The sequence below is a fragment of the Acidisoma sp. S159 genome (genome assembly GCF_009766125.1).
In the GTDB taxonomy this organism is placed as follows: Bacteria; Pseudomonadota; Alphaproteobacteria; order Acetobacterales; family Acetobacteraceae; genus Acidisoma.
On record NZ_LMUG01000059.1, the window covers coordinates 175,951 to 197,325 of the forward strand.

The 21,375-nt window shown below is 59.2% G+C and carries 18 protein-coding genes and 1 pseudogene; 7 read left to right on the forward strand and 12 right to left on the reverse strand.

All coding sequences use genetic code 11. From position 1 onward, the window contains the following. Nucleotides 1-19 precede the first annotated feature (19 nt). The 9 genes from GSQ92_RS17605 to GSQ92_RS17645 all read right to left on the reverse strand — a co-directional run bounded on the left by GSQ92_RS17605 (nt 20) and on the right by GSQ92_RS17645 (nt 9,201). A complete protein-coding gene (locus GSQ92_RS17605) occupies nt 20-361 on the reverse strand; it encodes a pyridoxamine 5'-phosphate oxidase family protein (protein WP_254065571.1) in 342 nt (113 codons plus the stop codon). A gap of 57 nt (nt 362-418) precedes the next feature. Next, nucleotides 419-964, reverse strand: a complete 546-nt coding sequence (locus GSQ92_RS17610) for a carboxymuconolactone decarboxylase family protein (protein WP_158802519.1) — start codon at nt 962-964, stop codon at nt 419-421. A 42-nt stretch (nt 965-1,006) separates the two neighbouring features. Continuing rightward, complete coding sequence (locus GSQ92_RS17615; protein WP_158802518.1) at nt 1,007-1,279, reverse strand: lysozyme inhibitor LprI family protein; 273 nt, start codon at nt 1,277-1,279, stop codon at nt 1,007-1,009. Nucleotides 1,280-1,560: 281 nt separating this feature from the next. Next, entirely contained in the window at nt 1,561-2,550 is a 990-nt protein-coding gene (locus tag GSQ92_RS17620) for an MBL fold metallo-hydrolase (RefSeq protein WP_158802517.1), read from the reverse strand. Nucleotides 2,551-2,619: 69 nt separating this feature from the next. After that, nucleotides 2,620-3,849 carry a mechanosensitive ion channel family protein gene (locus tag GSQ92_RS17625; protein WP_158802516.1) on the reverse strand — a complete coding sequence of 410 codons (1,230 nt, stop codon included), beginning with the start codon at nt 3,847-3,849 and terminating at the stop codon, nt 2,620-2,622. Nucleotides 3,850-4,263: 414 nt separating this feature from the next. Further along, nucleotides 4,264-5,322, reverse strand: coding sequence for a HoxN/HupN/NixA family nickel/cobalt transporter (locus GSQ92_RS17630; protein WP_158802515.1), 1,059 nt, complete (start codon nt 5,320-5,322; stop codon nt 4,264-4,266). 291 nt (nt 5,323-5,613) lie between these two features. Further along, nucleotides 5,614-6,684 carry a DUF4331 family protein gene (locus tag GSQ92_RS17635; RefSeq protein WP_158802514.1) on the reverse strand — a complete coding sequence of 357 codons (1,071 nt, stop codon included), beginning with the start codon at nt 6,682-6,684 and terminating at the stop codon, nt 5,614-5,616. A gap of 123 nt (nt 6,685-6,807) precedes the next feature. Beyond that, nucleotides 6,808-7,716, reverse strand: a complete 909-nt coding sequence (locus tag GSQ92_RS17640) for a hypothetical protein (protein WP_158802513.1) — start codon at nt 7,714-7,716, stop codon at nt 6,808-6,810. 267 nt (nt 7,717-7,983) lie between these two features. Further along, nucleotides 7,984-9,201: a hypothetical protein gene (locus tag GSQ92_RS17645; protein ID WP_216849992.1), complete on the reverse strand. Its 1,218-nt coding sequence runs from the start codon at nt 9,199-9,201 to the stop codon at nt 7,984-7,986. 435 nt (nt 9,202-9,636) lie between these two features. Here GSQ92_RS17645 and GSQ92_RS17650 point away from each other — a divergent pair, with 435 nt between their 5' ends. The 3 genes and pseudogenes from GSQ92_RS17650 to GSQ92_RS17655 all read left to right on the forward strand — a co-directional run bounded on the left by GSQ92_RS17650 (nt 9,637) and on the right by GSQ92_RS17655 (nt 11,201). Beyond that, the gene (locus GSQ92_RS17650) at nt 9,637-10,281 is read left to right on the forward strand and encodes a peroxiredoxin-like family protein (RefSeq protein WP_158802511.1); all 645 of its coding nucleotides are present in this window, start codon (nt 9,637-9,639) and stop codon (nt 10,279-10,281) included. Between the two features lie 20 nt (nt 10,282-10,301). Beyond that, nucleotides 10,302-10,475, forward strand: a pseudogene (locus GSQ92_RS31760) (LysR family transcriptional regulator); the annotation flags it as partial. A 15-nt stretch (nt 10,476-10,490) separates the two neighbouring features. Further along, nucleotides 10,491-11,201, forward strand: coding sequence for a LysR family transcriptional regulator substrate-binding protein (locus GSQ92_RS17655; RefSeq protein ID WP_254066640.1), 711 nt, complete (start codon nt 10,491-10,493; stop codon nt 11,199-11,201). A gap of 288 nt (nt 11,202-11,489) precedes the next feature. On the opposite strand, the gene GSQ92_RS17660 is transcribed toward GSQ92_RS17655, so the two are convergent. Beyond that, nucleotides 11,490-11,750: a hypothetical protein gene (locus tag GSQ92_RS17660; RefSeq protein WP_158802509.1), complete on the reverse strand. Its 261-nt coding sequence runs from the start codon at nt 11,748-11,750 to the stop codon at nt 11,490-11,492. 580 nt (nt 11,751-12,330) lie between these two features. Here GSQ92_RS17660 and GSQ92_RS17665 point away from each other — a divergent pair. Genes GSQ92_RS17665 through GSQ92_RS17680 form a run of 4 tightly spaced genes read left to right on the forward strand, consistent with a single transcriptional unit; the run spans nt 12,331 to nt 17,732 of the window. Next, the gene (locus GSQ92_RS17665; protein WP_158802508.1) at nt 12,331-12,864 is read left to right on the forward strand and encodes a YkgB family protein; all 534 of its coding nucleotides are present in this window, start codon (nt 12,331-12,333) and stop codon (nt 12,862-12,864) included. Nucleotides 12,865-12,870: 6 nt separating this feature from the next. Continuing rightward, complete coding sequence (locus tag GSQ92_RS17670) at nt 12,871-14,433, forward strand: GMC family oxidoreductase (protein WP_159013787.1); 1,563 nt, start codon at nt 12,871-12,873, stop codon at nt 14,431-14,433. 19 nt (nt 14,434-14,452) lie between these two features. Further along, on the forward strand, nt 14,453-16,297 hold the full coding sequence (locus tag GSQ92_RS17675) for a glycoside hydrolase family 15 protein (RefSeq protein WP_216849991.1): 1,845 nt from the start codon (nt 14,453-14,455) through the stop codon (nt 16,295-16,297). Nucleotides 16,298-16,334: 37 nt separating this feature from the next. Beyond that, nucleotides 16,335-17,732: an FAD-dependent oxidoreductase gene (locus GSQ92_RS17680; RefSeq protein WP_159013788.1), complete on the forward strand. Its 1,398-nt coding sequence runs from the start codon at nt 16,335-16,337 to the stop codon at nt 17,730-17,732. A gap of 93 nt (nt 17,733-17,825) precedes the next feature. Here the strand turns inward: GSQ92_RS17680 and GSQ92_RS17685 are convergent, their stop codons facing one another. Together GSQ92_RS17685 and GSQ92_RS17690 are read right to left on the reverse strand one after the other, a co-directional pair. Further along, the gene (locus tag GSQ92_RS17685) at nt 17,826-18,695 is read right to left on the reverse strand and encodes an MIP/aquaporin family protein (RefSeq protein ID WP_159013789.1); all 870 of its coding nucleotides are present in this window, start codon (nt 18,693-18,695) and stop codon (nt 17,826-17,828) included. Then, nucleotides 18,679-21,375 (reverse strand): MGH1-like glycoside hydrolase domain-containing protein, encoded by a 2,697-nt coding sequence (locus tag GSQ92_RS17690; RefSeq protein WP_254065570.1) that lies wholly within the window; start codon nt 21,373-21,375, stop codon nt 18,679-18,681. Before GSQ92_RS17690 ends, GSQ92_RS17685 begins: the two co-directional genes overlap by 17 nt.

Here is a 21,375-nt window from a genome sequence, read left to right on the forward strand (position 1 = left end):
TGAGAACTCACGGCGGAGTCTAGGTCGGGCGGATCACTCTGCAAATGGTCATTGTAGGATGATACACCCACCCATACTGGCGGTTGCCGCGATAGTCGGCAAAGGCAAGTGTGCGATCATCGACCAGCTTAAGAAAGCCGCGCGGGCCGCCCCGATGCTGAATGTAGGGCCAACCCGTCTCCGAGACCGTCGCCATGTAGAAGCTGTCACGTTCGGCGATGAAGGCGACTTCGTTCTCGGTGAATCGATCAAACTCACGGTGTCCCTTGAAGTCCTGCCAGATGTGATCGGCGTCCATCTTGGCCTGCACAGCCCGGACGCTGGGCGTCCCAGCAATATCGAGAAAGCCATAGGGCATCATGGGCCTCCGTTATTTGACAAGAGGGCCGGGGCCTGAACCGCCGCGGCCCTCTTGAAGTTATGCGGCCTCAGCTGCGTGCACGACGGGAAAGTCGATGTCAGTCTCGGCAACGACGTTGAGCAGGTTGGTGAAAATGTTCTCGGCGGTGACGGCGAGGATTTCTACGATCTGTCCGTCGCTGAAACCGGCATCTCGGACCGCCTTAACGTCAGCCGCGGTGATATGCCCACGCTCGCGCACGACCTTGCCTGCGAAACTCACGGCGGCATTCGCCTTCGGGTCGCCGGACTCGCTCTTGCGATTGAGGGCAATCTCCTCGGGGCTGATTCTCGCCAGGTTGAGCCCGAGATAGGTGTGAGCCGACAGGCAATAATCGCAACCGTCGACCTGGGCGACGGCCAACGCGATCCCCTCGCGGGTCTTCACGTCGAGGGTTTTCGAGAGCGCGGCGTTGTTGGACGTGAAGCCCTGCAACGTGGCCGGGCTTTGAGCGATCAGGCGATACATGTTCGGGACGACGCCGAGCTGTTTGCGGACGGCATCGAGGATCGGCTTTGACGCTTCCGGGACGTCGTCGAGCGCTGGGATCGAGAGGCGGGACATTGTGAACTCTTTTTCAGGTTGCGCGAACCGAGAGTGGTTCGGCTAGAGAGAGAGATAATGCGCCTGGCTCTTCACCCCGGAGTAGATCGAGGCCGATCCTATATTGAAGATCCGCGCCGGTAGAACCCTATTCAGCGCTTTGTAAGCTTTGTTCAACCGACTGTCCCAGACCCTGGCGCGGGCTTCGAGGCACTCCATAGTGTCGACAGTCGTTGGCTTCGTGTTGCACACGCTTGCCTGGTCGGCCGTCCAGGCCGGCGCGGCCAGAGCAGGCGTGGCGGCGAGGATCGCCGCGATAGTGATGGCCGAACGCATGGTTTTCTCCCTGTCCCGCGGATCGAGATCAGCGATCTAAAACCGGATCACCCTTAAGTTCCCAATGGGAAACATTTTCGCTCGACAATGGATCATGGCGTTGCACTTGGGGCACATGGGATGCAGACCTTTGCCAGGGCCCACCTTGGGCATCACGTCGTGGTTCAAAACGCGAGATGGATTCATATCGCGCGTTGAAGAGACATCTTCCCCGGAGCGACCCCTTTCTGGCGAAGGTCCTAGCGTACGCTACGGTCATTGCAACTCCAATTGATCGGAGGTTATTTAAAAAAAGGGGTGTCGGCATATGAGACCGGCACCCAGGCGTAACCTCTGTCACCATCTTTGCGGATCCGGCCGAAGGTCGGAAACGGCAAGTGAGGTCCGGCAAGAAGTATGTTCTGCGCTACAAGCCGCTTTAGTAGTCGTTCTCGCTGGCCGACTGCAGTTTTTTGGTCTCCATCAAATGCGACGCCAATCTCGGGATGCTTGAACTGGACCTCGGCGACGTGAACGACATCGCCCATTATGAACAGCCTTTGCCCGACGGAAGTGAACTCATAACCCACTTGACCAGGGGTATGTCCTGGGAGCGGAACCACCTCGATGCCATCCGAAAGCCTATCCGAGGGAGCAAACGGCCGCCACCTCCCCGACGCAAGATAAGGCGCTGATACAGCCCGAGCGATCTTGAAGAAGCCTCTTTCATTCTCGGTCGCCTTTGCGGCGACCTTAGCAGAGAGCCAGAAATCGCTTTCTATCTGCGACATCCGCACGTCTGCGTTCGAGAACACCGAGGCACCAGATAGAGTAGTTATGCCCCCGACGTGGTCTGGATGCAAATGAGTGAGGAGAACTGTGTCGACTTCCTCCGGCTTGTATCCGGCGGCGCGAAGATTGACCAATAGCTTTCCGAGGGTCGGCCCGCCCCACCAGCCGCCGGTGCCGGCATCGACAAGGATGAGCTGTTTGCCAGTGTTCACCAAAAATCCAGATACGGAAATCGTCACTACGCGTGGATCAACGAGTGTCTCATTAAGCGCGCTGGAAAGCTCGCCCGTTTCGTCCCGCAATAGTTGCCGTGGATCGAACTGCAGGCTCCCGTCATGGATAGCGGTTACCTCGAAGTCACCCAACTTGATTCGATAGAATGCCGGAGACTGATCATAGCGGTAGGGCGCCTCCGCCTGAGCCTTCATTTTCGTCGCCAGCATGGCGCCGAATGCAATCGCGGACCTACCGAAAAGACGGATAAACTGCCTCTTGTACATTTGTTCCTGCCTCTGGCTGAGCCTCCGTCTGGAGACGCTTCTCGCGTGTTTCTGGAACAGCTTGCCTACCTAATGTTCGAGCCGCCGGAGAAACCTGCGCAAGCGCGCGATCAACAAACCTGGCGTCTCGACCTCTTCACTTTCCTCAATTGCCACCTCGCAGCGCAACCACGCTCGGCCACGTTGCGCCTGGGCCTCCAGACTACTTTTCAAACCGGGATGATTACGCAGGACTGTTGCGATACTTGGCTCATCTAAACTAAAGGCGGCGACCGGCGTCAGCGCCGTTGCCGTCACCGGAGAGGCCGCGCCGGTGATGAAATCCGTCACGCCGATACTGTCGCCAGGACTTGCGCGTAACAGTACCCGCCTGGCGACCCCTTCCCCTTGCGCCAGCTCGACAGTCCCTGCCTTAAGCAAAAAAAGAGCCTTGGTCAGCTCGCCCTGGCGAGCTAGCGCAGAACCAAGCCCGTAGGTAACGAGAACGAAATGCGGTGCAAGCAACGCCTGATCGTCGGCTGAAAGTGAACCAAAAGCATCGGATTCCGCGATTAGCGTTTCGATCGTCGACGTTGATGTTGGCGAATGGGCTACAAGGTCGCTGCCCGCGAGCAATATTCCAGCGTGCCGCAAGTGCCTATAAACCTGTGTTAGCACCTCTGTGCGGGCAATGGCGATTTCGGTCGCCGAACCGACGACGAAGCCAATCTCATAGACGAGGAAGTTTCCTTCCAAGCGCGCGCAATTGATTGTTGGGGCTGGTGACCGCAATGGGACGCGACAAGCGAGAACGGCGGCATCGAGTGCCACGATGCTCCTCCGCGGATCCACGCCTGCGTCCACGCTGATTGCGACGATTAGGCCCCTGGCCGGTGTCGGCTCGCTTCTATTCTCGAGACGCGACTTGGCGATGACACTGTTCGGCACAATTGCTACACTATTGTGCGCCGTCGCTATTCGGGTGGATCGCCAGTCGAGCTGGAGAACCTGTCCTTCGATGCCGCCTTCCACCCAAAGAACGTCCCCCAGCTTGTAGGCACGTTCCAATCCGATGGCCAGTCCGGAAAAGACGTCTGACAGCGTGTTCTGGAGCGCCAGGCCGAGGACGATAGCGACAACACCGGAGGTTGCTAGCAGTCCGCCTATCGGAACACCGAAGACGAAATTGACGATGGCGAACACGGCTGCGATGTAGATAGTACCCGCCAGCAGATCTGAGACGATCTGTGTTTCGCGCGGTCGATCCTCGAGCACCAGGACGAGCCGTGCGATTGCAACAGCCACGCGCGCGCCCATCATCCACCAGCCAATCTCAGCCAGCCTCTCCCAAGCCTGTTCGCCCGGCACAGTAGCGCGGAGATGGGGTGCGATCGGCGAACCGACAGCGAGCTGAATGAGCCCCGTGAGAATGACGAAGGTGACCAGGCGAATGATGAACCGCAGCCACAAGGGTCTCCGACGATCGCGGCGGGCGTCTATCAGGATCGCGAGCAGCAGCAGACTTGCCAACGAGAGCGGCAAAAGTGGGTCACGCCAGCCGAGAAGCATGGACAACGTACTAGGTCCCGAGCAGGCTGTATTGTGGCCGCACCACACGCCGGGCGGAAGCGGCGTAATGCCTAAGGTTATTCTCCCCAGTCGAGGATTTGTGTTTCAGGACCACTGCTTTGCTGCAAAGACTTTCTTCGATGACCGGGGGGGCATTCTTGGGCATCAACTGGTCTCGACCTGTAGCTGATCATACCCCCGGGCTCGGTAGATAAATGCCGAGAGCAGCCAGCTTACCAGGAACACGCCGATGATTAGGTAGCCGATAGCTCCAAAGTTGTGGTTCAACGCGGTGATCTGGCCCCAGAAGAAGCCCTTCAAGTTGAGCTGATCTTCGATCAATCCGAGTGCTTCGATTCCGCCCACCAGTAGCGCCACCACGACGGACACGAAGGTGGTCGTCATGTTGTAGTAAAGCTTGCGGATCGGCCTCACGAATGCCCAGCCATAGGCGCCAAGCATCAGAATACTGTCCATCGTGTCCACGAGCGACATTCCCGCCGTGAAGAGTGCCGGGAAGATCAAGATCGACCAGACAGACATGCCGTGTGACGATTGAGTAGCAGAGATCCCGAGAAGGCCAACTTCGGTCGCCGTATCAAAACCTAGGCCAAATAGAAAGCCCAGCGGATACATATGCCAACTGTGGCGAATCATACTGAACAAGGGCCGGAACAGTCGCGCAAGAAATCCACGACCCGCCAACAGCATTTCGACATCCGCCTCCCTATACGGGGCTCCGCATTTCACCTGCCGAAACAGGCGGTAGATCGCAACTAGAATCGCTAAGTTCATGCCGGCAATAGCCAGGAGGAAACTCGACGAAACCAGTGTTCCGACGACCCCACCAGCGCTTTGGAAGAAGCTGAACTGGTCCCTGAGCGCAATTGTCGTCGCGGCGATAGCGACCGAGGCAAGAACGACAACGGTTGAATGGCCCAGAGAGAAGAAGAAGCCGGTCGTAACAGGACGCTTGCCCTCCTGCATCAGTTTACGGGTTACATTGTCGATGGCGGCGATGTGGTCCGCATCGACCGCGTGTCTCAGGCCAAAGCCATAGGCAAGGAGAGCGGTGCCGAGCAGCACGGCATTATGATGGAACAGGAGCAATACCCAGATCCATGCCACAATATTGAGAACGATGATGACAGCGATGATGCCCCCTATTTTGAGGCGCAGAGTGTCGGCTTCATCGTTAAAAATGCTGAAGAATGCCCGTCGCATCGTAGTCCCCACAGATCATTTCTCCCGCCCGGCAAACGAGAAGGACAGGTTGTGATCCAAAACGTTCTCTGATCTTCCGGATCGCCCAAACGGCGCGGAAATGGACCCTTGCGCCGAAGCCCGTACCAGGCCAGCAAGCCGTCCCCAAGGAATGCGAAGAGCGAGACTGCCGTGCAGCCGGGTGCTAGGGAGAAAAGACGATCAGCCAGCCACCGAACGCAGAACACACCACACCCCAAAGGAAGAGCGCGACCGCGGCGGGGCAGTATGCCTGCCGATGGCCGCGAACTATTATTCCTTTTTTGCGCCTGCCCTAGCCGGAGCGACGCCGATCTGCTCGGCAGCCGAGTAGGGTTCTCCAAAATAGGGAAAAGTGTCGCGCACCCGTCCTTTGTCCGGAGCCACGCCATCGCCGAGCGCGGTATTCGTTGCCAACGTGAGGATCACATCCATGGCGTCATCCGTGAGCGCTCGTCCGTTGAAGCCCGCGAAGTCGAAAGCAGCCGGCGTATCGAGTTCGTATGGCAGGGTCGTCGGACAGATCCGGGTCGTCAACTGGGTTCCATAGTCGGTTGGATTGGCCGACGAGCCGGCAAGCCTGGTCAGTGTGCTGGCAACCTTGCCAATTTGAGCGGAGAAACGTGGGATATCATCTGCCGGAACCATCCGATTGTAATCCTCTCTCATGCTCGGCTCAGGCAAGAATACGTGAGTGAGAAGGGGCAGCCCCCATCGGGACACCTGCACTTCCGGCGCGTGACCATGGAGTGAGGCCGTTGCCCAGGCATGAACCCGTCCCCGGCCGATCGATCGGCTCGGGACCTCGAGCACAATGGCAGTGACATTCCGATTTGCAAAAAAGTTCTTCCGATTCTGAAATGCGCCTGGATCGAACCGGTTCTCCTTGCGGACAGCCATTAGGAATTCCGAGATGGCGGTAGCGTCACCCGCGAAAAGATCAGGAGCCAGGCCGGCAAAGGCGACGACTCCCGAAGCTGTCTTTGTCACCTCACCGGTGCGGCCGGCGACGACGACATCGCCGTCAGCGCCTTGCACTGCTGAACGTCCGGCAGCGCGCCGAATTTCGAAGCTTTGAACATGCTTGTGCTCCTCTCCGGCGACGTGGGAAACCACTCCGAACCGTACTTTGAACGTCAATTCCTCTACCGCATCACCATTCAGGTCAAACCGAAAAGCGTAGAGTCCCTCATCGCGAAATGTATCTGGTGCGGAAAGTCCCGCATCGGGGTTTACCGTCATAGCCATAACCGTCGTTCCTGGGCGTCCGCGAAATAAGTAGAAGTCACACACGTTGATGCGGGGGTCCGCAAGTGCAGTTGGGGTATCGAAGTGGTGGGACATCGATTGATTCCTCGTCGCCGGATATTCAGAATGCGTTGTGTCGGGGTCCGGTCAGAAACTTGGGTTGATCCCGAGCTTGGTTGCCGGTGATAATAGTTCTTGCGCTCGGTCAGTGACTCAATCTCACGACGTCGCGCCGATCCGTCCCAACTTGGCGGGTCCCATGTTTGGTCCGACGAAATACGGGAACGCCTCGCTCAATTGGATCGACCGGGATGACCTTCCCGCAGTCACCGCTCCCGTCAAAACTGTTGCCACGATCGCCGCAGGATCATCCGCTGGATGACGACCGTTCTGGCTTGCGAAATTGAACCCGACCGGATAATTCGGACGATACTCGATGACGTCCGGCAAGAAGTGCGAGCACAGGCGGCGTGCATGCCCTTCAGGATCAGCCACGTTGCCATTCGCGTTCGCGAGGATAGTTGCGCGTCGCGAGAGCACCTCGGCCAAAAGTGCCGCATCATCCTTAGGCGAGGCGGCATGGTATGCGGTGGAGATGGTCGGCTCCTGCGCCAAGAGCTCAGCGATGAAGGGACTTCCGACCCTGCGCCGCGACCCATTTGCGGCAAAGATCTCCGCCCATACCGCCAAGCGCTCTGCGTTCCCCACGAGCTGAGGTGGAGTCTCAACCACGGCGGCGTTCAAGATCTCGTCGGCATGTCGCCGTCCGAACACTTCGCCCGAGAAGCATCTATAGCAACGATTCTCAGAATCCTTGCGCTGTTGGGTCGATAGCGGCCCGTTGATTGTCCATCGACGTTCGTTGACATGAATGCGCACGGTATAGTCCGACCCGACCCGCCCCTCCGAAGGACGGTCGCTTGTCTTGAAGGTGACCGCAAAGACGAGATTGCGACTTTTAGGAGCCATAAATGCGAAGAGGTCCACCTTATGAGATGACTGCGCAGCCGCCGAGGGTTTAGGCGTAAGTGCCATCGTCATAAATGCCGCCGCCCCTCCGCCCAAGGCAGCGCGACGATTGATAGGCAGTGAAGCGAGGCTCAGGGGTTTGGTCACATTGTCGCTCATGCGAGTTCCTCTCCAAGAGTGGCCGCGAATTTTAACCCTTAGCCAAACTGACGCCGGAGGATAGAAGGCAGAACTTCGTCCTGTCGCAACTAGGCGACATTTGATCGGGCGCGAAAATAGGCTCGCAACGGAATCTCTGAGCAGGGAAGACTCCAGACCTAACTCCGACCGCCTCTCACGCGACGCATCAGTGGTCACTGTTGAATTCCCGGAAACGGCGCCTCCGCGCTTTGGCGGTAGCCTTGCACAGAAGATCTCTCCAACTCTTTAGTTAACACGATATACTACCGGGCAGTTCACGACGAATCCGACTGGCCGCAACGTACCATTGTCGATGCTCCTGATAAACCCTTTCGACGCCATATCCTCAATCTCGATCGCATCTGTCATACGTGACCGATAGCCATGATCGATGGCGGACGGCGTCCATTTGGCCGGAAAAAGCCGCCACATCGGGCTGTAGTCTAGATTGATGGTCGGCACACCTCCTAGAACATTCAGCGGTCCCCGTCCATCGGACAGCGCGCTATCGAGGCCCTGGCGTTGGGGATTCTCGAGGCCGATCGGGCCGTTAACGAAGACATAGATCCGCTCAGCCGGTTCGCCCGGCGAGGCATCCTCAAGCGCAAAGGGAAAGCTCTTAAGCGCCGGCGTATAAGTTGCGCTCTCAAGGGTCGCGACGAGCGGATCGCTCGCTTCGGTCGAAAGATACAAAATCGGCTTTCCGAATGTGAAGCCGATGGTTAGCTGCATGGTTACATAGCCATCTCGAGGACAAATGGAGACCACTTTGTCATGGACTAGGTTGTGGTCGACGTGGCCATCACAGAACTTGTTCAACGTCTGGTCGTCGATGTTAAAGGCCACCATAGGTGCGTTGAAGACAATGTCCGTGCCGGCGTTTTTAATGTGGACGAGAGGAGAATAGTCTGCGTCCCCGACAGATCCAGGCTGGGCGCTTTGCGGTGGGAAGAAGTTCGGACCCTTCCCAGGTACGATCCTGTGCTGGGGGCCAAAATCCACCTTCCCGGAGTCGAATATGAAGGTTCCATCCGATGCGATCGTCGCCTCTCGTGCGCCTTTCCCGGTCAACCCGTAGGTGAGCTTGGGTGCAAAGTTAACACCGTGAAGATCAGCGAGATTCTCATCCGTCGTATCGGTGAGAATGAACCAGACGAGCTCGCCCGACTTCAGTCGACCTCGGCGAAGAGGAAGTCTGGCGGTTCCTTTCACCAGGTCCACCTGGGCTGACTTCATCAGCAGAACCGGACCGAGGAACGCGGGATTAATCTCGGATGGGGAAGGCCGTGCCGTGACGATGTTTACATCCGGCTTCAAATAAGCGGGGGCAGGTCGGGTCTCCGACAACGGGGATCCGGCAATTCCCTCGTTGATGACCTCAGCTTGCGCTAGCGTCACGCCGAACGAAAGAAAGGCTAGGGACGCTGCCACGGCGCAAGTAAGCATTTTACCCGTAGTTGCCAATGATCTGCAGCCTGCGACTGTCATACGGATTACCCCAAATTCAACACGCATGGATTTGTGCAGAGCACCATTCCTGGATGAAAGTCCTGGCTTGGAGCTCGAGACTGGCCGAGAAGAGACATAAAAAGCCGCTCAACTGCCAATACCGTCTGGGCATGGTTTCCATGTTTGTGCCCCCAAGACCCGGCGGAGGGTTGGCCCAAAGTGCTGGACGACAGTAGTGCGCCGACATCGGAGTTGAACTTGACCCGCGGCACACGTCTGACTCTTAACGGCCTCTACGTGCGCTATGAATCCTCGATCCGGATCGTCGGTTCGAGTAGCGCCAGGGCTCGTAACGTCCTATAGAACATTTCGTGATATCAACAGGTCGGTCAGCTCCGCTTTGACGACCGCTAGCAAGCCGACGACGCGCGGGTCGGTTCGGAGGCAAGGATGCCTTTAAACGAGACCCTTGATGCGCTGCGAGCAAAGATGACAAGTCAAGCCGCCGCCGCATTCGAAGAGGTGATGCAACGTCTCGATTCTCGCTTGCTTGCCGATAACGCCCTCAAGACAGGCGACGTCATGCCAGGCTTTGAACTGCCGAACGCGGAAGGTAAGCTCGTCTCTTCAGTGGAGCTCCTGCGGCGGGGCGTGCTGATCGTGACTTTCTACCGTGGCAGCTGGTGTCCTTACTGTATGGTGACCCTCCAGGCGCTCGATGCGATGCTTACCCCGGTGCTTGAGCGAAAAGCTTCTCTAGTCGCTCTCTCACCCGAGACGGGCGGACGAGCCCAGTTCGTCAAGAGCAAATATGGCCTCCATTACGAACTACTCGCGGACGTTGACAACGCGGTCGCCGCCCAATTCGGCGTTCTCGTCCGCCTGCCACCCCGATATCGGCGGCTGCTGCTATCGCGGGGGATCGAAGCTGAAACGTTGCATGGGGGCGCGGGCTGGTTCGTCCCTGTCCCATCGACCTTCGTGGTCGCGCCCAATGGGATCGTCGTCCATGCAGAGATTCATGTGGACTTCACGCGTCGTACGGAATTGGAAACGCTACCCCAGGCGCTTCGTGCGCTTTGGCAGAACGAGTAGAAGGGCATAGGCCGGAACCAATGGACCTTCCCCAGATCGGCTACTTTATCGTTCTCTCTCGCGTGTTGAATTTCACCCATGCGGCGAGAGAATGCAGAGTTACTCAACCGGCCTTTTCAAGATCGATCAAGCGGCTAGAATGGGAGCTTGGCGGTGATTTATTGTTGCGAGAGCGGTCTCTAACACAGCTCACGGAATTCGGCCGATCTATGCTGCCGCTGCTCGAGCAGGTCAAGGCCGCGGCGGATCTGGCGCGCGATGAAGCGAGGCATCTGCAATCGAGAGACAGTGCGCCCCTCCGCCTCGGGCTCAGCCCATGGCTCGCCTTTCCCCTCATCGGCGCCATCCTGTCCGAGGTCATCGCTTCAATCAGGTCCATGGAGTTTACCATTGCCGTAGAAGCCGAGACGGTCATGCGGGAGCGTATGCTCCGGGGAGAGCTCGATGTTTTCGTGGGACTGCAGGCTGACACACTGCCTGAGCGCTTCAATCAATGGCACCTGTTTTCAACAGGTGCGTCGGTATTCCTGCCGCAGAACCACCGACTGGCTTGCGAGGAATCGATCATTAGTACGAATCTTGCGGAAGCCACCCTGCTCGGCGCGTCCGAACCGGAGGCGCTGCCGGAAAGGATCCTCTCGCAAATTGCGCGGCGGGTCGGACGTCGGCCCTCGACACCGCATCGTGCGGGCAATTGGGAGACGTCGCTGCAACTCGTGCGCACGGGCCTTGGGTTGGGGCTTGGCTTATCGTGCTGGCCCACACCAGCCGAACTGGTTGCGCGAGCGCTGTCCGAGCCAGTTGTCGAATACGACGTTGTTGTGGAGACGCTTGCGGGGCGGCCGCAATCCCGAGCGGCAACCGCATTCGTTAAGCTTGCTCGCGCCAGCGCCTGGACCTACGCTCCCGATGTTCCGTGAATAGAGTGACCAGGCTGGTGTCTACCGGTGATAGGTCGAGAGGCTTAAGCACAGGCGGTTGTGTTTGATGCCGCGGGCCGCCGGGGTGCTTGTGCGCCGGCACGATGGCGCTCAAAATATCGACGCCTCAAGTCACAAACACCCCGTGCGGTTTGACGCAGTTCGATGCCGGAACGACGTGTGATGAAGATAGAGACGCGGCGATCCATAGAAGCAACATCTTCAGACGTGCGCCTCAGAATCGAGTTCGGCTCGGTTAAACTTCATCCCTAGTCCGGATCTGCCTAGTCAACGTGTCTTCATCTCGCGAATAAGCGCATCGTACTGTCGGCAGAACTGATCAGAGTTAATTTCGCCCGTAGTCATCTGATCCTGAATCATATGCATCTGCGTCATCATAGCCTGGGCGTTGGACAAGCTCCCCGCCATCTCAGCCTGAATAAGCTGGCCGATTTCGGTGTACTTGAGCTTTATGTCGTTCTGCGTGCAAGCGGCCTGCGCAAGTCCAGATCCCATGCACGCAAGCACGGCTGCAGCCGGCAGTCCCATCCAAACTCTCGACACGTCGCGATCTCCCTTATCGGTTCGACATACGCAGACGCCCCTGCCCTCTTGTGTTATTCGGCCAAGAAGCCGATCTCATCCACACATTCGGAACTGCGTAGTGGCCTGGAGTAAGGGGCTGTCCATGCGAAATCTGCCAATGCCTAATAGGCATCATTTTGATGATCGTGCAGCTCTTGCATGAAGGTCGAAAACCGCATCAGCATTGTGAGTGTTCTCGCAAGTCGGGTCTCACTACCCGGGGAAAAGGACTACAGATTCCTTATCGGATTTCCTGTATCCGAGATCGTCTGGCGGCTTACCCGGCAACTCTCGTGTTTCGCTATCGGCCATTGAGAGGCTATCGATACCAGGCGAAGCCGCTGGGCATTGCTAACTTCCTGTTTCTCGCTGGACTCCGCCACAGGCTACTCGGCCGTTCTAGAGGACCTAGGGGTAAATGCGCTCGTCCGGTCTGAATCAAAACGATGCCTGAAAGGTATCTCTCAGTCCCCTTAGCTTACGGCGCAATGCAAGATTCAATGAACGCGGCTCGCGCCGCCGCGTGGTTTAGTGGAGATCGACCATGATGCCATCGCTACGTATCGCCGAGCGAACGACAGGCTCCCATACGGCATTGGCGCTGCTGCGCTGGGCTCTCGTGATCGTCTTCGTATGGTTCGGGGCCGAAAAATATACCAATTATGCGGCGACCGGGATCGCGCCCTTCATCGCACATAGCCCGATCCTAAGCTGGCTACATCCCTTGTTTGGCGTGCAAGGGGCGAGCGACATTATCGGCTCGATTGAGCTCTCCACGGGCATCGCTCTCGCGATCGGAGCGTTCAACCCGATCGCCTCGGCGCTGGGCGCGGCCATGTCCAGCGTCACTTACTTAATCACCCTCACGTTCTTCCTCTCGACGCCTGGCGTCGCCGAACCGGCGGCGGGTGGCTTTCCAGCGCTCTCCGGCCCGGTTGGCCAATTCCTTCTTAAGGACCTGGTTCTCTTGGCGGCATCGCTCTGTCTGTTGTGCTCGTCGGTGAATTATAGGTCGGCGCCAAGTCTGGAGTTCGTCAAACCACAACCGGTTGCAGTGCGCTCGGCGGGCAAGGAGTAAGGGCCGGTGCCGACAGGACGCTACGATATCATCGTCATCGGCAGTGGGCCCGGTGGCGCTTCCCTTGCCCAACGCCTGGCGCCGACGGGAAAGCGCATTCTCATTCTGGAGCGTGGCGACTACCTTAAGCGCTCAGAACGCAATTGGAGCTCGCAGGACGTCTTTGTTGAGGGTCTGTACCAGGCCCAGGAGACCTGGACAAACGCCGAGGGCGCCAATTTTAGCCCGGCGCTGCACTACTTTGTTGGCGGGAATTCCAAAGTTTACGGGGCGGCATTGCTCCGGTTGCGCGAGCGCGATTTCGGCGAAGTCACGCATGCGGGTGGCGTTTCGCCTGCTTGGCCGGTCGGCTACGACACCTTCGAGCCCTACTACGGTGAGGCTGAGTGCCTGTTTCAAGTCCATGGCCAGCGCGGCGAGGATCCGCTTGAACCCTGGACGAGCACGCCTTTTCCCTTTCCAGCCGTCAGCCACGAGCCACGGATCGCGCAGCTTGCGGATGACCTACGCGGCATCGGCCTCAACCCGTTTCATCTACCGCTTGGCATTCTCCTCGACGAGAAGAACGGTGAGCCGACCAGGACCAGCACCTGCATCCGCTGCAGCTTTTTCGACGGCTTCCCATGCCCACTGAACGGCAAGGCCGATGCTCAGATCGTCTGCATCGACCCCATGCTAGCGGAGAACGACAACGTCACGCTTCTGACGAACGCCTATGTCTCACACCTCAGCACCGATCACTCTGGTCGGCGGATCGATTCCGTGCATGTCACCCGCAGAGGAGAGCAGGAGGTCTACTCCGCAGATATCGTCGTTGTCGCTTGTGGTGCGCTGTCATCAGCGCTCCTTCTCCTGCGTTCAGCAAATGACGCACATCCGCAAGGACTCGCAAATGGGTCCGGGCAGCTTGGGAGAAACTACATGCGCCATCATATGAGTGTTCTTGCGGCGATTATGAAGGAACCGAATGAGACCGTCTTCCAGAAGACTCTCGCGCTGAGTGACTTCTATTTTGGCGCCGACGACTGGGACTTCCCACTTGGTCTAGTTCAGATGTGCGCAACGAGCCATTCAGATCAGATTCGCGGTGAAACTCTCCCCCATCTTCTTAAATGGTTGCCCGAAATGCCCTTCGAGCAGATGGCTCGACACTCGATGGATTTCTGGCTTCAGGCGGAGGACCTGCCGCACCCTGACAACCGTATTCACTATAAAGGCAGCCAGGTCCACCTCGACCTCGTTGAAACCAATCCGCAAGCTCTCACCCATCTCAAGCGCAAGCTCACTCAGGTGCTGGACAAAGCCGGCCATCCGCACGTGCTGATAGAGCGCAACCTCTACCTGGGCAAGAACATCCCGATCGGTGGCACCGCCCATCAGGCCGGCACCGCACGTTTTGGCGCTGATTCCCGCACCTCGGTGCTCGACCTAGATTGCCGCGCACACGAGGTGGATAATCTCTATCTTGCTGATGCGAGTTTCTTTCCCTCGATCGGCGCAGTGAACCCGACCCTCACGATCGTTGCCAACGCACTACGCGTCGCGGACGCCATTCGGGCCCGGCTTTGAGCGGCGCAGGGGAGGCGAGATGATGACGAATAAGGCGAAACCACGCCGTCCCATTGAGGACTATGCACTAATCGGATCAACGGAAGGCGCGGCGCTGGTGCATCGCGATGGCACGATCGAATGGCTCTGCCTGCCCCGCTTCGACTCGGAAGCGATCTTCGCGTCGCTTCTCGGCCATCGCGACCATGGCGCCTGGCAGCTCGCTGCGAGTGATTCAACCGCGCGCGTAACCCGACGCTACCTCCCGGACACAATGATCCTCGAAACCACCATCGAGACTGGCGCCGGCAAGGCCATGGTATTCGACCTCATGCCGCTGCCGGCGATAGGCGGAACGCATGAGCTGGTCCGTATCGTCCACGGGCTCGAAGGCACAGTCGAAATCACCATGGATCTGAGGCTGCGCTTCAACTATGGCGCCTGGGCGCCCTGGGTAGAGCGCAAGGAGGGTATGATCGTCGCGATCGCCGGGCCGGATGCCGTGCGCATCAGCAGCAGTGTCGATCTCGATAATGTGGATTTCGCCACTCAGGCTCGCTTTCACGTGGCCGCCGGCCAGGATGTGGCGACGATGCTCGAATGGTTTCCCTCACATCTCGAGCCACCGCTACCGCGCGATCCTCATGCGCTCATGCGACGGACCGCGAGAGAATGGAGCCTATGGGCGCAAGGTTGCACCTATGCCGGTCCCCACGCCGAGACAGTGCGGCGTTCGCTCGTCACGCTCAAAGCGCTGACCTATCGTCCGACCGGCGGTATCGTTGCAGCTCCAACGACATCGCTCCCGGAAATGCCCGGCGGCGTGCGCAACTGGGACTATCGTTACTGTTGGCTGCGTGACGCCGTGCTCACGATCTACGCGCTGACCGGGTCCGGCTTCCACGAAGAGGCTAGCGCTTGGAGGTGGTGGCTAATGCGGGCCACGGCTGGGGCACCGGATGAGCTGCAAATCATGTACGGGCTGCATGGCGAGCGCCGGCTAACAGAAGTCGAGCTTGAGCATTTGCCCGGCTATGAGGACAGCCGCCCCGTCCGCGTCGGCAACGCAGCCCATGACCAGCTTCAGCTCGATGTTTACGGTGCCGTAATTGGCGCCTTCGATGCCGGGCGGCGCGCCGGACTACATGACATGGATGCGGTCTGGCCGCTCCAGCGCGCCATCGCCAAGAACCTCCTCACACTCTGGAAACAGCCTGATTCCGGCCTCTGGGAAGTCCGCGGGCCGCCGCGGCACTTCGTATATTCGAAGGTCATGTGTTGGCTCGCCTTCGACCGCATGGTCGCGAGTGCGACAGACTACAAGCTCGAAGGGCCGGTGGAGGAGTGGCGCCAGGCTCGGGACGAGATTCACGCGGATATCTGCGCGAATGGCTACGATGCCGCCAGCAACAGCTTCGTGCAGTATTACGGTGCGAGCGTCGTGGATGCGGCACTATTGCAAATCCCGATGCTTGGCTTCCTGCCGGCGGATGATCCACGCGTTCTCGGAACCATTGCGCGGATTGAGCGTGAGCTATTGGAAAACGGTGTCGTCTATCGCTACCGAACCGACGGAGCGAATGCTGACGGTTTGCCGGGCCACGAGGGCGCCTTCCTCGCCTGTAGCTTCTGGCTCTGCGACGCCTGGACGCTCTGCGGCCGCACTCAGGACGCATCGGCGCTATTCGAGCGTCTCCTTTCGTACGGCAACGATCTCGGCCTTTTCGCGGAGGAGTACGACCCCATCGCCGGGCGTCAGCTCGGCAATTTTCCCCAGGCGTTCAGCCATTTTGCCCTGATCAACACGGCGCATACATTGGCCGGCCAGGCCGGAGGCATTGCCGAGCACCTCGCGGATGCGTCGAGCCCAGGGCCTCTGTCCTAGATCCAAAACTAGACCCAAGACTGAGGAAGAGCATGCCATGGCGCAAGCCGAGCATTTTGATGCCCTAATTGTCGGCAGCGGGACGGGTGGGACCCAACTCGCCCTCGCTCTCGGCGGCGCCGGAAAGCGCGTGGCGGTGGTGGAAAGGCGTTGGATCGGCGGCTCTTGCCCAAACGTCAACTGCCTACCGAGCAAGAACGAGATATTTACGGCGAAGATCATCGAGACTATTCGCCGATATGCTGGGCAATTCGGTTCGGTCGCCGCGCCGTTCTCGGTAGACATGGTCGAAGTGCGCGCGCGCAAGCGCGTCATGGTCGAGGAGCTGAGCGCAGCAATCTTGGAAGCATATAAGGCGAACGACGTCACGCTCGTCTCAGGTGACGGCCGCTTCGTCGAGCCCAGGACCGTGGAGGTCGTCTTGAATGGCGGCGATACGCGCATGCTCACGGCCGGTCAGATCTACCTCAACCTCGGCACGCGCGCATCGATTCCGCCGCTTCCGGGTTTGGCCGCATCCGGAGCGCTCACGAATATTGAGGCGCTTGAGCTCGACCGCGTACCGGCACACCTTCTCGTCCTAGGCGGCGGATATGTCGCACTCGAGCTGGCGCAGGCCTTTTCGCGCTTTGGGAGTCGCGTGACCATCATCGAGCGCCAGCAGATGATAGCTAGTCGCGAAGACCTCGATATTGGCACCGAGATCCTTCGTTTCCTGACAGAGGAGGGCATCGATATCGTGACCTCCGCCGAGGCCTTGCGCGTTGACGGTCGGTCCGGGCAGGAAATCCGTCTGCACCTCCGCACGGCTTCCGGTACGCGTGACATCACTGCAAGCGACATTCTGGTCGCCACAGGTCGTAAGCCCAATACCACAGGCATCGGCCTCGAGATCGCAGACGTCGCGCTCGACACAAGAGGCTACATCAAGGTTGGCGATCGGCTGGAGACGAGCGCGCCCGGTATTTGGGCGTTGGGTGAGTGTGCCGGCAGCCCTCAATTCACCCATGTCTCCTATGACGACTGCCGCGTATTGCAATCCGCCATGGCAGGTGGCCAACGCACTACGGCGAACCGTCTCGTCCCCTACAGCATGTTCACAGATCCACCGCTAGCCCGCGTCGGGCTCAGCGAAGGCCAGGCCCGGCAAGCGGGCATCGGGCATCGCGTCGCCAAGCTGCCGATGAAGGCGGTGCTGCGAACGCGGACGACCGGGGAGACCACGGGCTTCATGAAGGCTGTCATCGATGCTGGCAGCGATCGCATTCTTGGCTTCGCTATGATCGGTGCCGAGGCGAGCGAAATAATGCCTATTGTGCAAACTGCCATGCTCGCCGGCATGCCCTATACCGGGCTGCGTGACGCCATATTTGCCCACCCAACGCTGGCGGAAGGACTGATTGGGCTTTTCTCCAGTGTACCAGCGATCGACTAAACCGGCGTGTCGTTCACGCTCGGCATTGCCGAAGACGATGTGACCTTGGGGCGCCGGGTTGCGGACCTCTTCCATCCTCACCGCCATTGGCCCTTACTCTGGCAAGTTTCCACCCGGGTGCCCAAAATGGCACATTCTCGCCTGGGAAGGGCTGTGCCGACCGATCAAGTCGCAACGCAGGAGGACGACCGCGAGCGCCGCGCCGAGCGCAGGGCCAAGCCAATAAACCCACCAGCCTGACCAGTTCCAGCTCACCAGTTCGGGCGCAAAGGAGCGGGCGGGATTAGCGCTAGCGCCGGAGATGGGGGCTTCGAGCCAACTCAAGATCGCGAAGAGCGGCGGATTCACAAGCGGCGTGTAACGCTGCGTCGCATGCCGACTGGCAAAAACGAATACCAGCGCAACCATGAGGAATGTGCAGAGGATCTCGCCGCCCACCGCGAAGGCGATGGGAATGGACTGCCCTGGAACTGTCGCCGCCCAATGGTCGCTGGCGCCGATGCTACCCCACAACAAGAACAAGACTGCCGCGCCCAAGGCGCCGCCCAGCAGCTGTGCTGCGACGTAGCATCCGGCGTCGCGCCAGCGGAGTTTGCCCTCGAGCCAAAAGGCCAGTGTGATTGCCGGATTGATATGTGCGCCGCTGATTTTTCCGAGCGGCGAATAGGCTATGGCGACGCCGATGCAGCTGACCAGAAAGCCGTTTAGCAGCCGTCGCTCGCCCATCCCAATCGGTAGTGAGGCCAACGGCGCGCCCTTGCCCCAGAAGGCGATGACGATCGAGAGCCCGACAACGACGAGCAGGGCGGTGCCAGCCGCCTCGGCGGCGTACATGTCCGGGTGCAGACGGTTCGACGGACAGGGATCGCCACTCAACGGGCGATCTGGCTTCGCGCCGAGCGGTCGGACCGTCGCTGAAGCCGTCGCCACCCGGATCGCGCGAGCCTCAGCCCCCTCGACCACGCCGTGACTGCGACATCGATTGCAGCAAAAGCGCCACGAGGCCCGTCCATCCCGTTTGATGCGAGGCACCGAGCCCAGCACCAGTGTCGCCGTGGAAGTATTCGTGGAAGGGTATGAGGTCGCGAAAATGTTGGTCGGTCTGGAAGAGGGCGTAGTCGCCGAGAACGGGCCGGCGGTCATTGATGTCGGGCCGAAAGAGCGAGACCAACCGTCGCGACAGCTCCTCCGCCGCCTCGGCGAGGCTCACACGCATGCCGGAACCGGTGGGACACTCGATCGTGACATCGGTGCCGTAGAAGAGGTCAAATTCGCGGAGCGCCTCGACCAATAGGAAGTTGATCGGCATCCAAACCGGTCCCCGCCAATTGGAATTTCCACCGAAGAGTGCCGTCCGCGATTCGCCGGGCTCGTAATCAACAGCGAAACGCATCCCTTCCGCCTCAAAAGCAAAAGGCGCGCCTGCATGCGCTTTAGAGACCGCCCGCACGCCATGCGAAGAGAGGAACTCTGTTTCGTCCAGCATACGACTAAGAAGCGCCGTCATGCGATGGCGGCGCAGTAGTGAGAGCAAGATGCGACCGTCCTTCCCCGGCTTAGCCCAGTGCGAGACGAGCGCAGCGAGGTCTGGGCGATGCGTCAACATCCACCGGGTGCGGCTCGCAAACCCGGGGAAGCGTGCAAAGACTTCGCTATCGAGAACTTCCACGGCGCAGAGCGGAATCAGTCCCACGAGTGAGCGCACGCGTAACGGTAGGCGCTGCCCGTCCGGCAGGTTGAGTACGTCGTAGTAGAACTGGTCGCAATCGTCCCATAGTCCAATGGGCGTGTCCCCATCTACATCCCCCATGTTGGTCATAGCGTCCGCGATGTATAGGAAATGCTCGAAAAACTTAGTGGCTATATCTTCGTAAACGGGATCCTCTGTAGCTAGCTCCAACGCTATTCGCATCAGGTTGAGGCAGTACATCGCCATCCACGCGGTGCCATCGGCTTGGCTAATATAGCCGCCAGTCGGCAGCGGACTCGATCGGTCGAAGATACCGATATTGTCGAGACCGAGGAAACCACCCTCGAATATGTTGCGGCCGTCCCTATCCTTACGGTTCACCCACCAAGTGAAATTCACCATCAATTTGTGGAAGATCCGCTCAAGGAAGCCTCGATCGGCCTCCCCAGTCAACGCGCGATCCATTTGATACACGCGCCAAGCGGCGAAGGCGTGCACCGGTGGATTCACGTCTCCGAAGGCCCATTCATAAGCTGGGAGTTGGCCGTTCGGGTGCATGTACCATTCGCGCGTCAATAGCAGGAGCTGATTTTTTGCGAACTCCGGATCGATCAGAGCGAAGGTGATGCAGTGGAAGGCAAGGTCCCAGGAGGCGTACCAAGGATACTCCCACTTGTCCGGCATTGAGACGATGTCCGCATTATTTAGGTGCGGCCAATCCCGATTCCGACCATTCTTGCGCTCGGGCGGCGGCGCGGGCTGGGCCGGATCTCCTTGCAACCAACGGCGAACGTCGAAGTGATAATACTGCTTCGACCAGAGCATGCCGGCCAGCGCCTGCCGCTGAATGTTGCGCGCCTCGGCATCCGGAAGGTCCGCCTGGAGTGCCGCGTAAAACATGTCTGCCTCTGCGATGCGCGCGACGACAACTTCGTCGAAAGCGCTCGTGTCCAAGGCGCCGGCCTCGGCAGAAGCGAGCCGAAAGCGAAGGGTTTCCGTACCACCTGAGGGGATCTCCAGTCTGGTATAGGCCGCACACTTCGTTCCGACGCCCTCGGGGTTGATCGCGCCGGCGTCATCGCTCACCAGCCAGTCGTTAATGCCGTCCTTGAAGAATCCCCCTGCATCAGTGCCGAAGAGTCGCCGCGGATTGGTATCATTCTCGCAGAAAAGAATTTGCGCATTCTGGAGTGCAGTAAACCGCATCGGCGGAGCTCCTGAGCGCGTAACCTGTACCGCGCCCGCGGCGGTAAGCAGAAGCTGTGGCCGCGAGTTGTTCGCGTCCCAGGACCAGGTGTTGCGAGCCCAGAGCTGAGGTAGCACATGCAACGTGGCGGCCTGCGGGCCACGATTGACGACAGTAACGCGCATCAGAATGTCGTGGGGCGCCGCCTTGGCATATTCGACCGTGACGTCAAAATAACGACTCTCGTTGAAGACACCAGTATCGACGAGCTCGTACTCCGGACGGTCCTGACCGCGCCGCCGGCCATTCTCCGCCACTAACTCGTCATAGGGAAACCGGGCCTGCGGGTATTTGTAGAGCAGGCGCATGTATGAATGCGTCGGTGTGCCATCGAGATACCACCAGAGCTCCTTGACGTCCTCGCCGTGGTTACCCTCGCCATTGCTAAGACCGAACATGCGCTCTTTGAGGATTGGGTCGCGGCCATTCCATAACCCAAGGGCGAGACACCAGATCTGGTGTCTGTCGCTGAAGCCCGCAATACCGTCTTCGCCCCAGCGATAGGCGCGAGAGCGCGCCTGATCATGGGTGATATAATCCCAGGCTGCACCACCCTGGCTGTAGTCCTCGCGCACCGTGCCCCACTGGCGCTCGCTGAGAAAAGGACCCCAGTCACGCCAGCCTTCCGCCTCGGGGGCCTTGAGACGTATGCCCTCAGTCGTCCGCAACAGGGCTTGAGCCTCCAAACGGGGAAGGTCCTTGGGCAA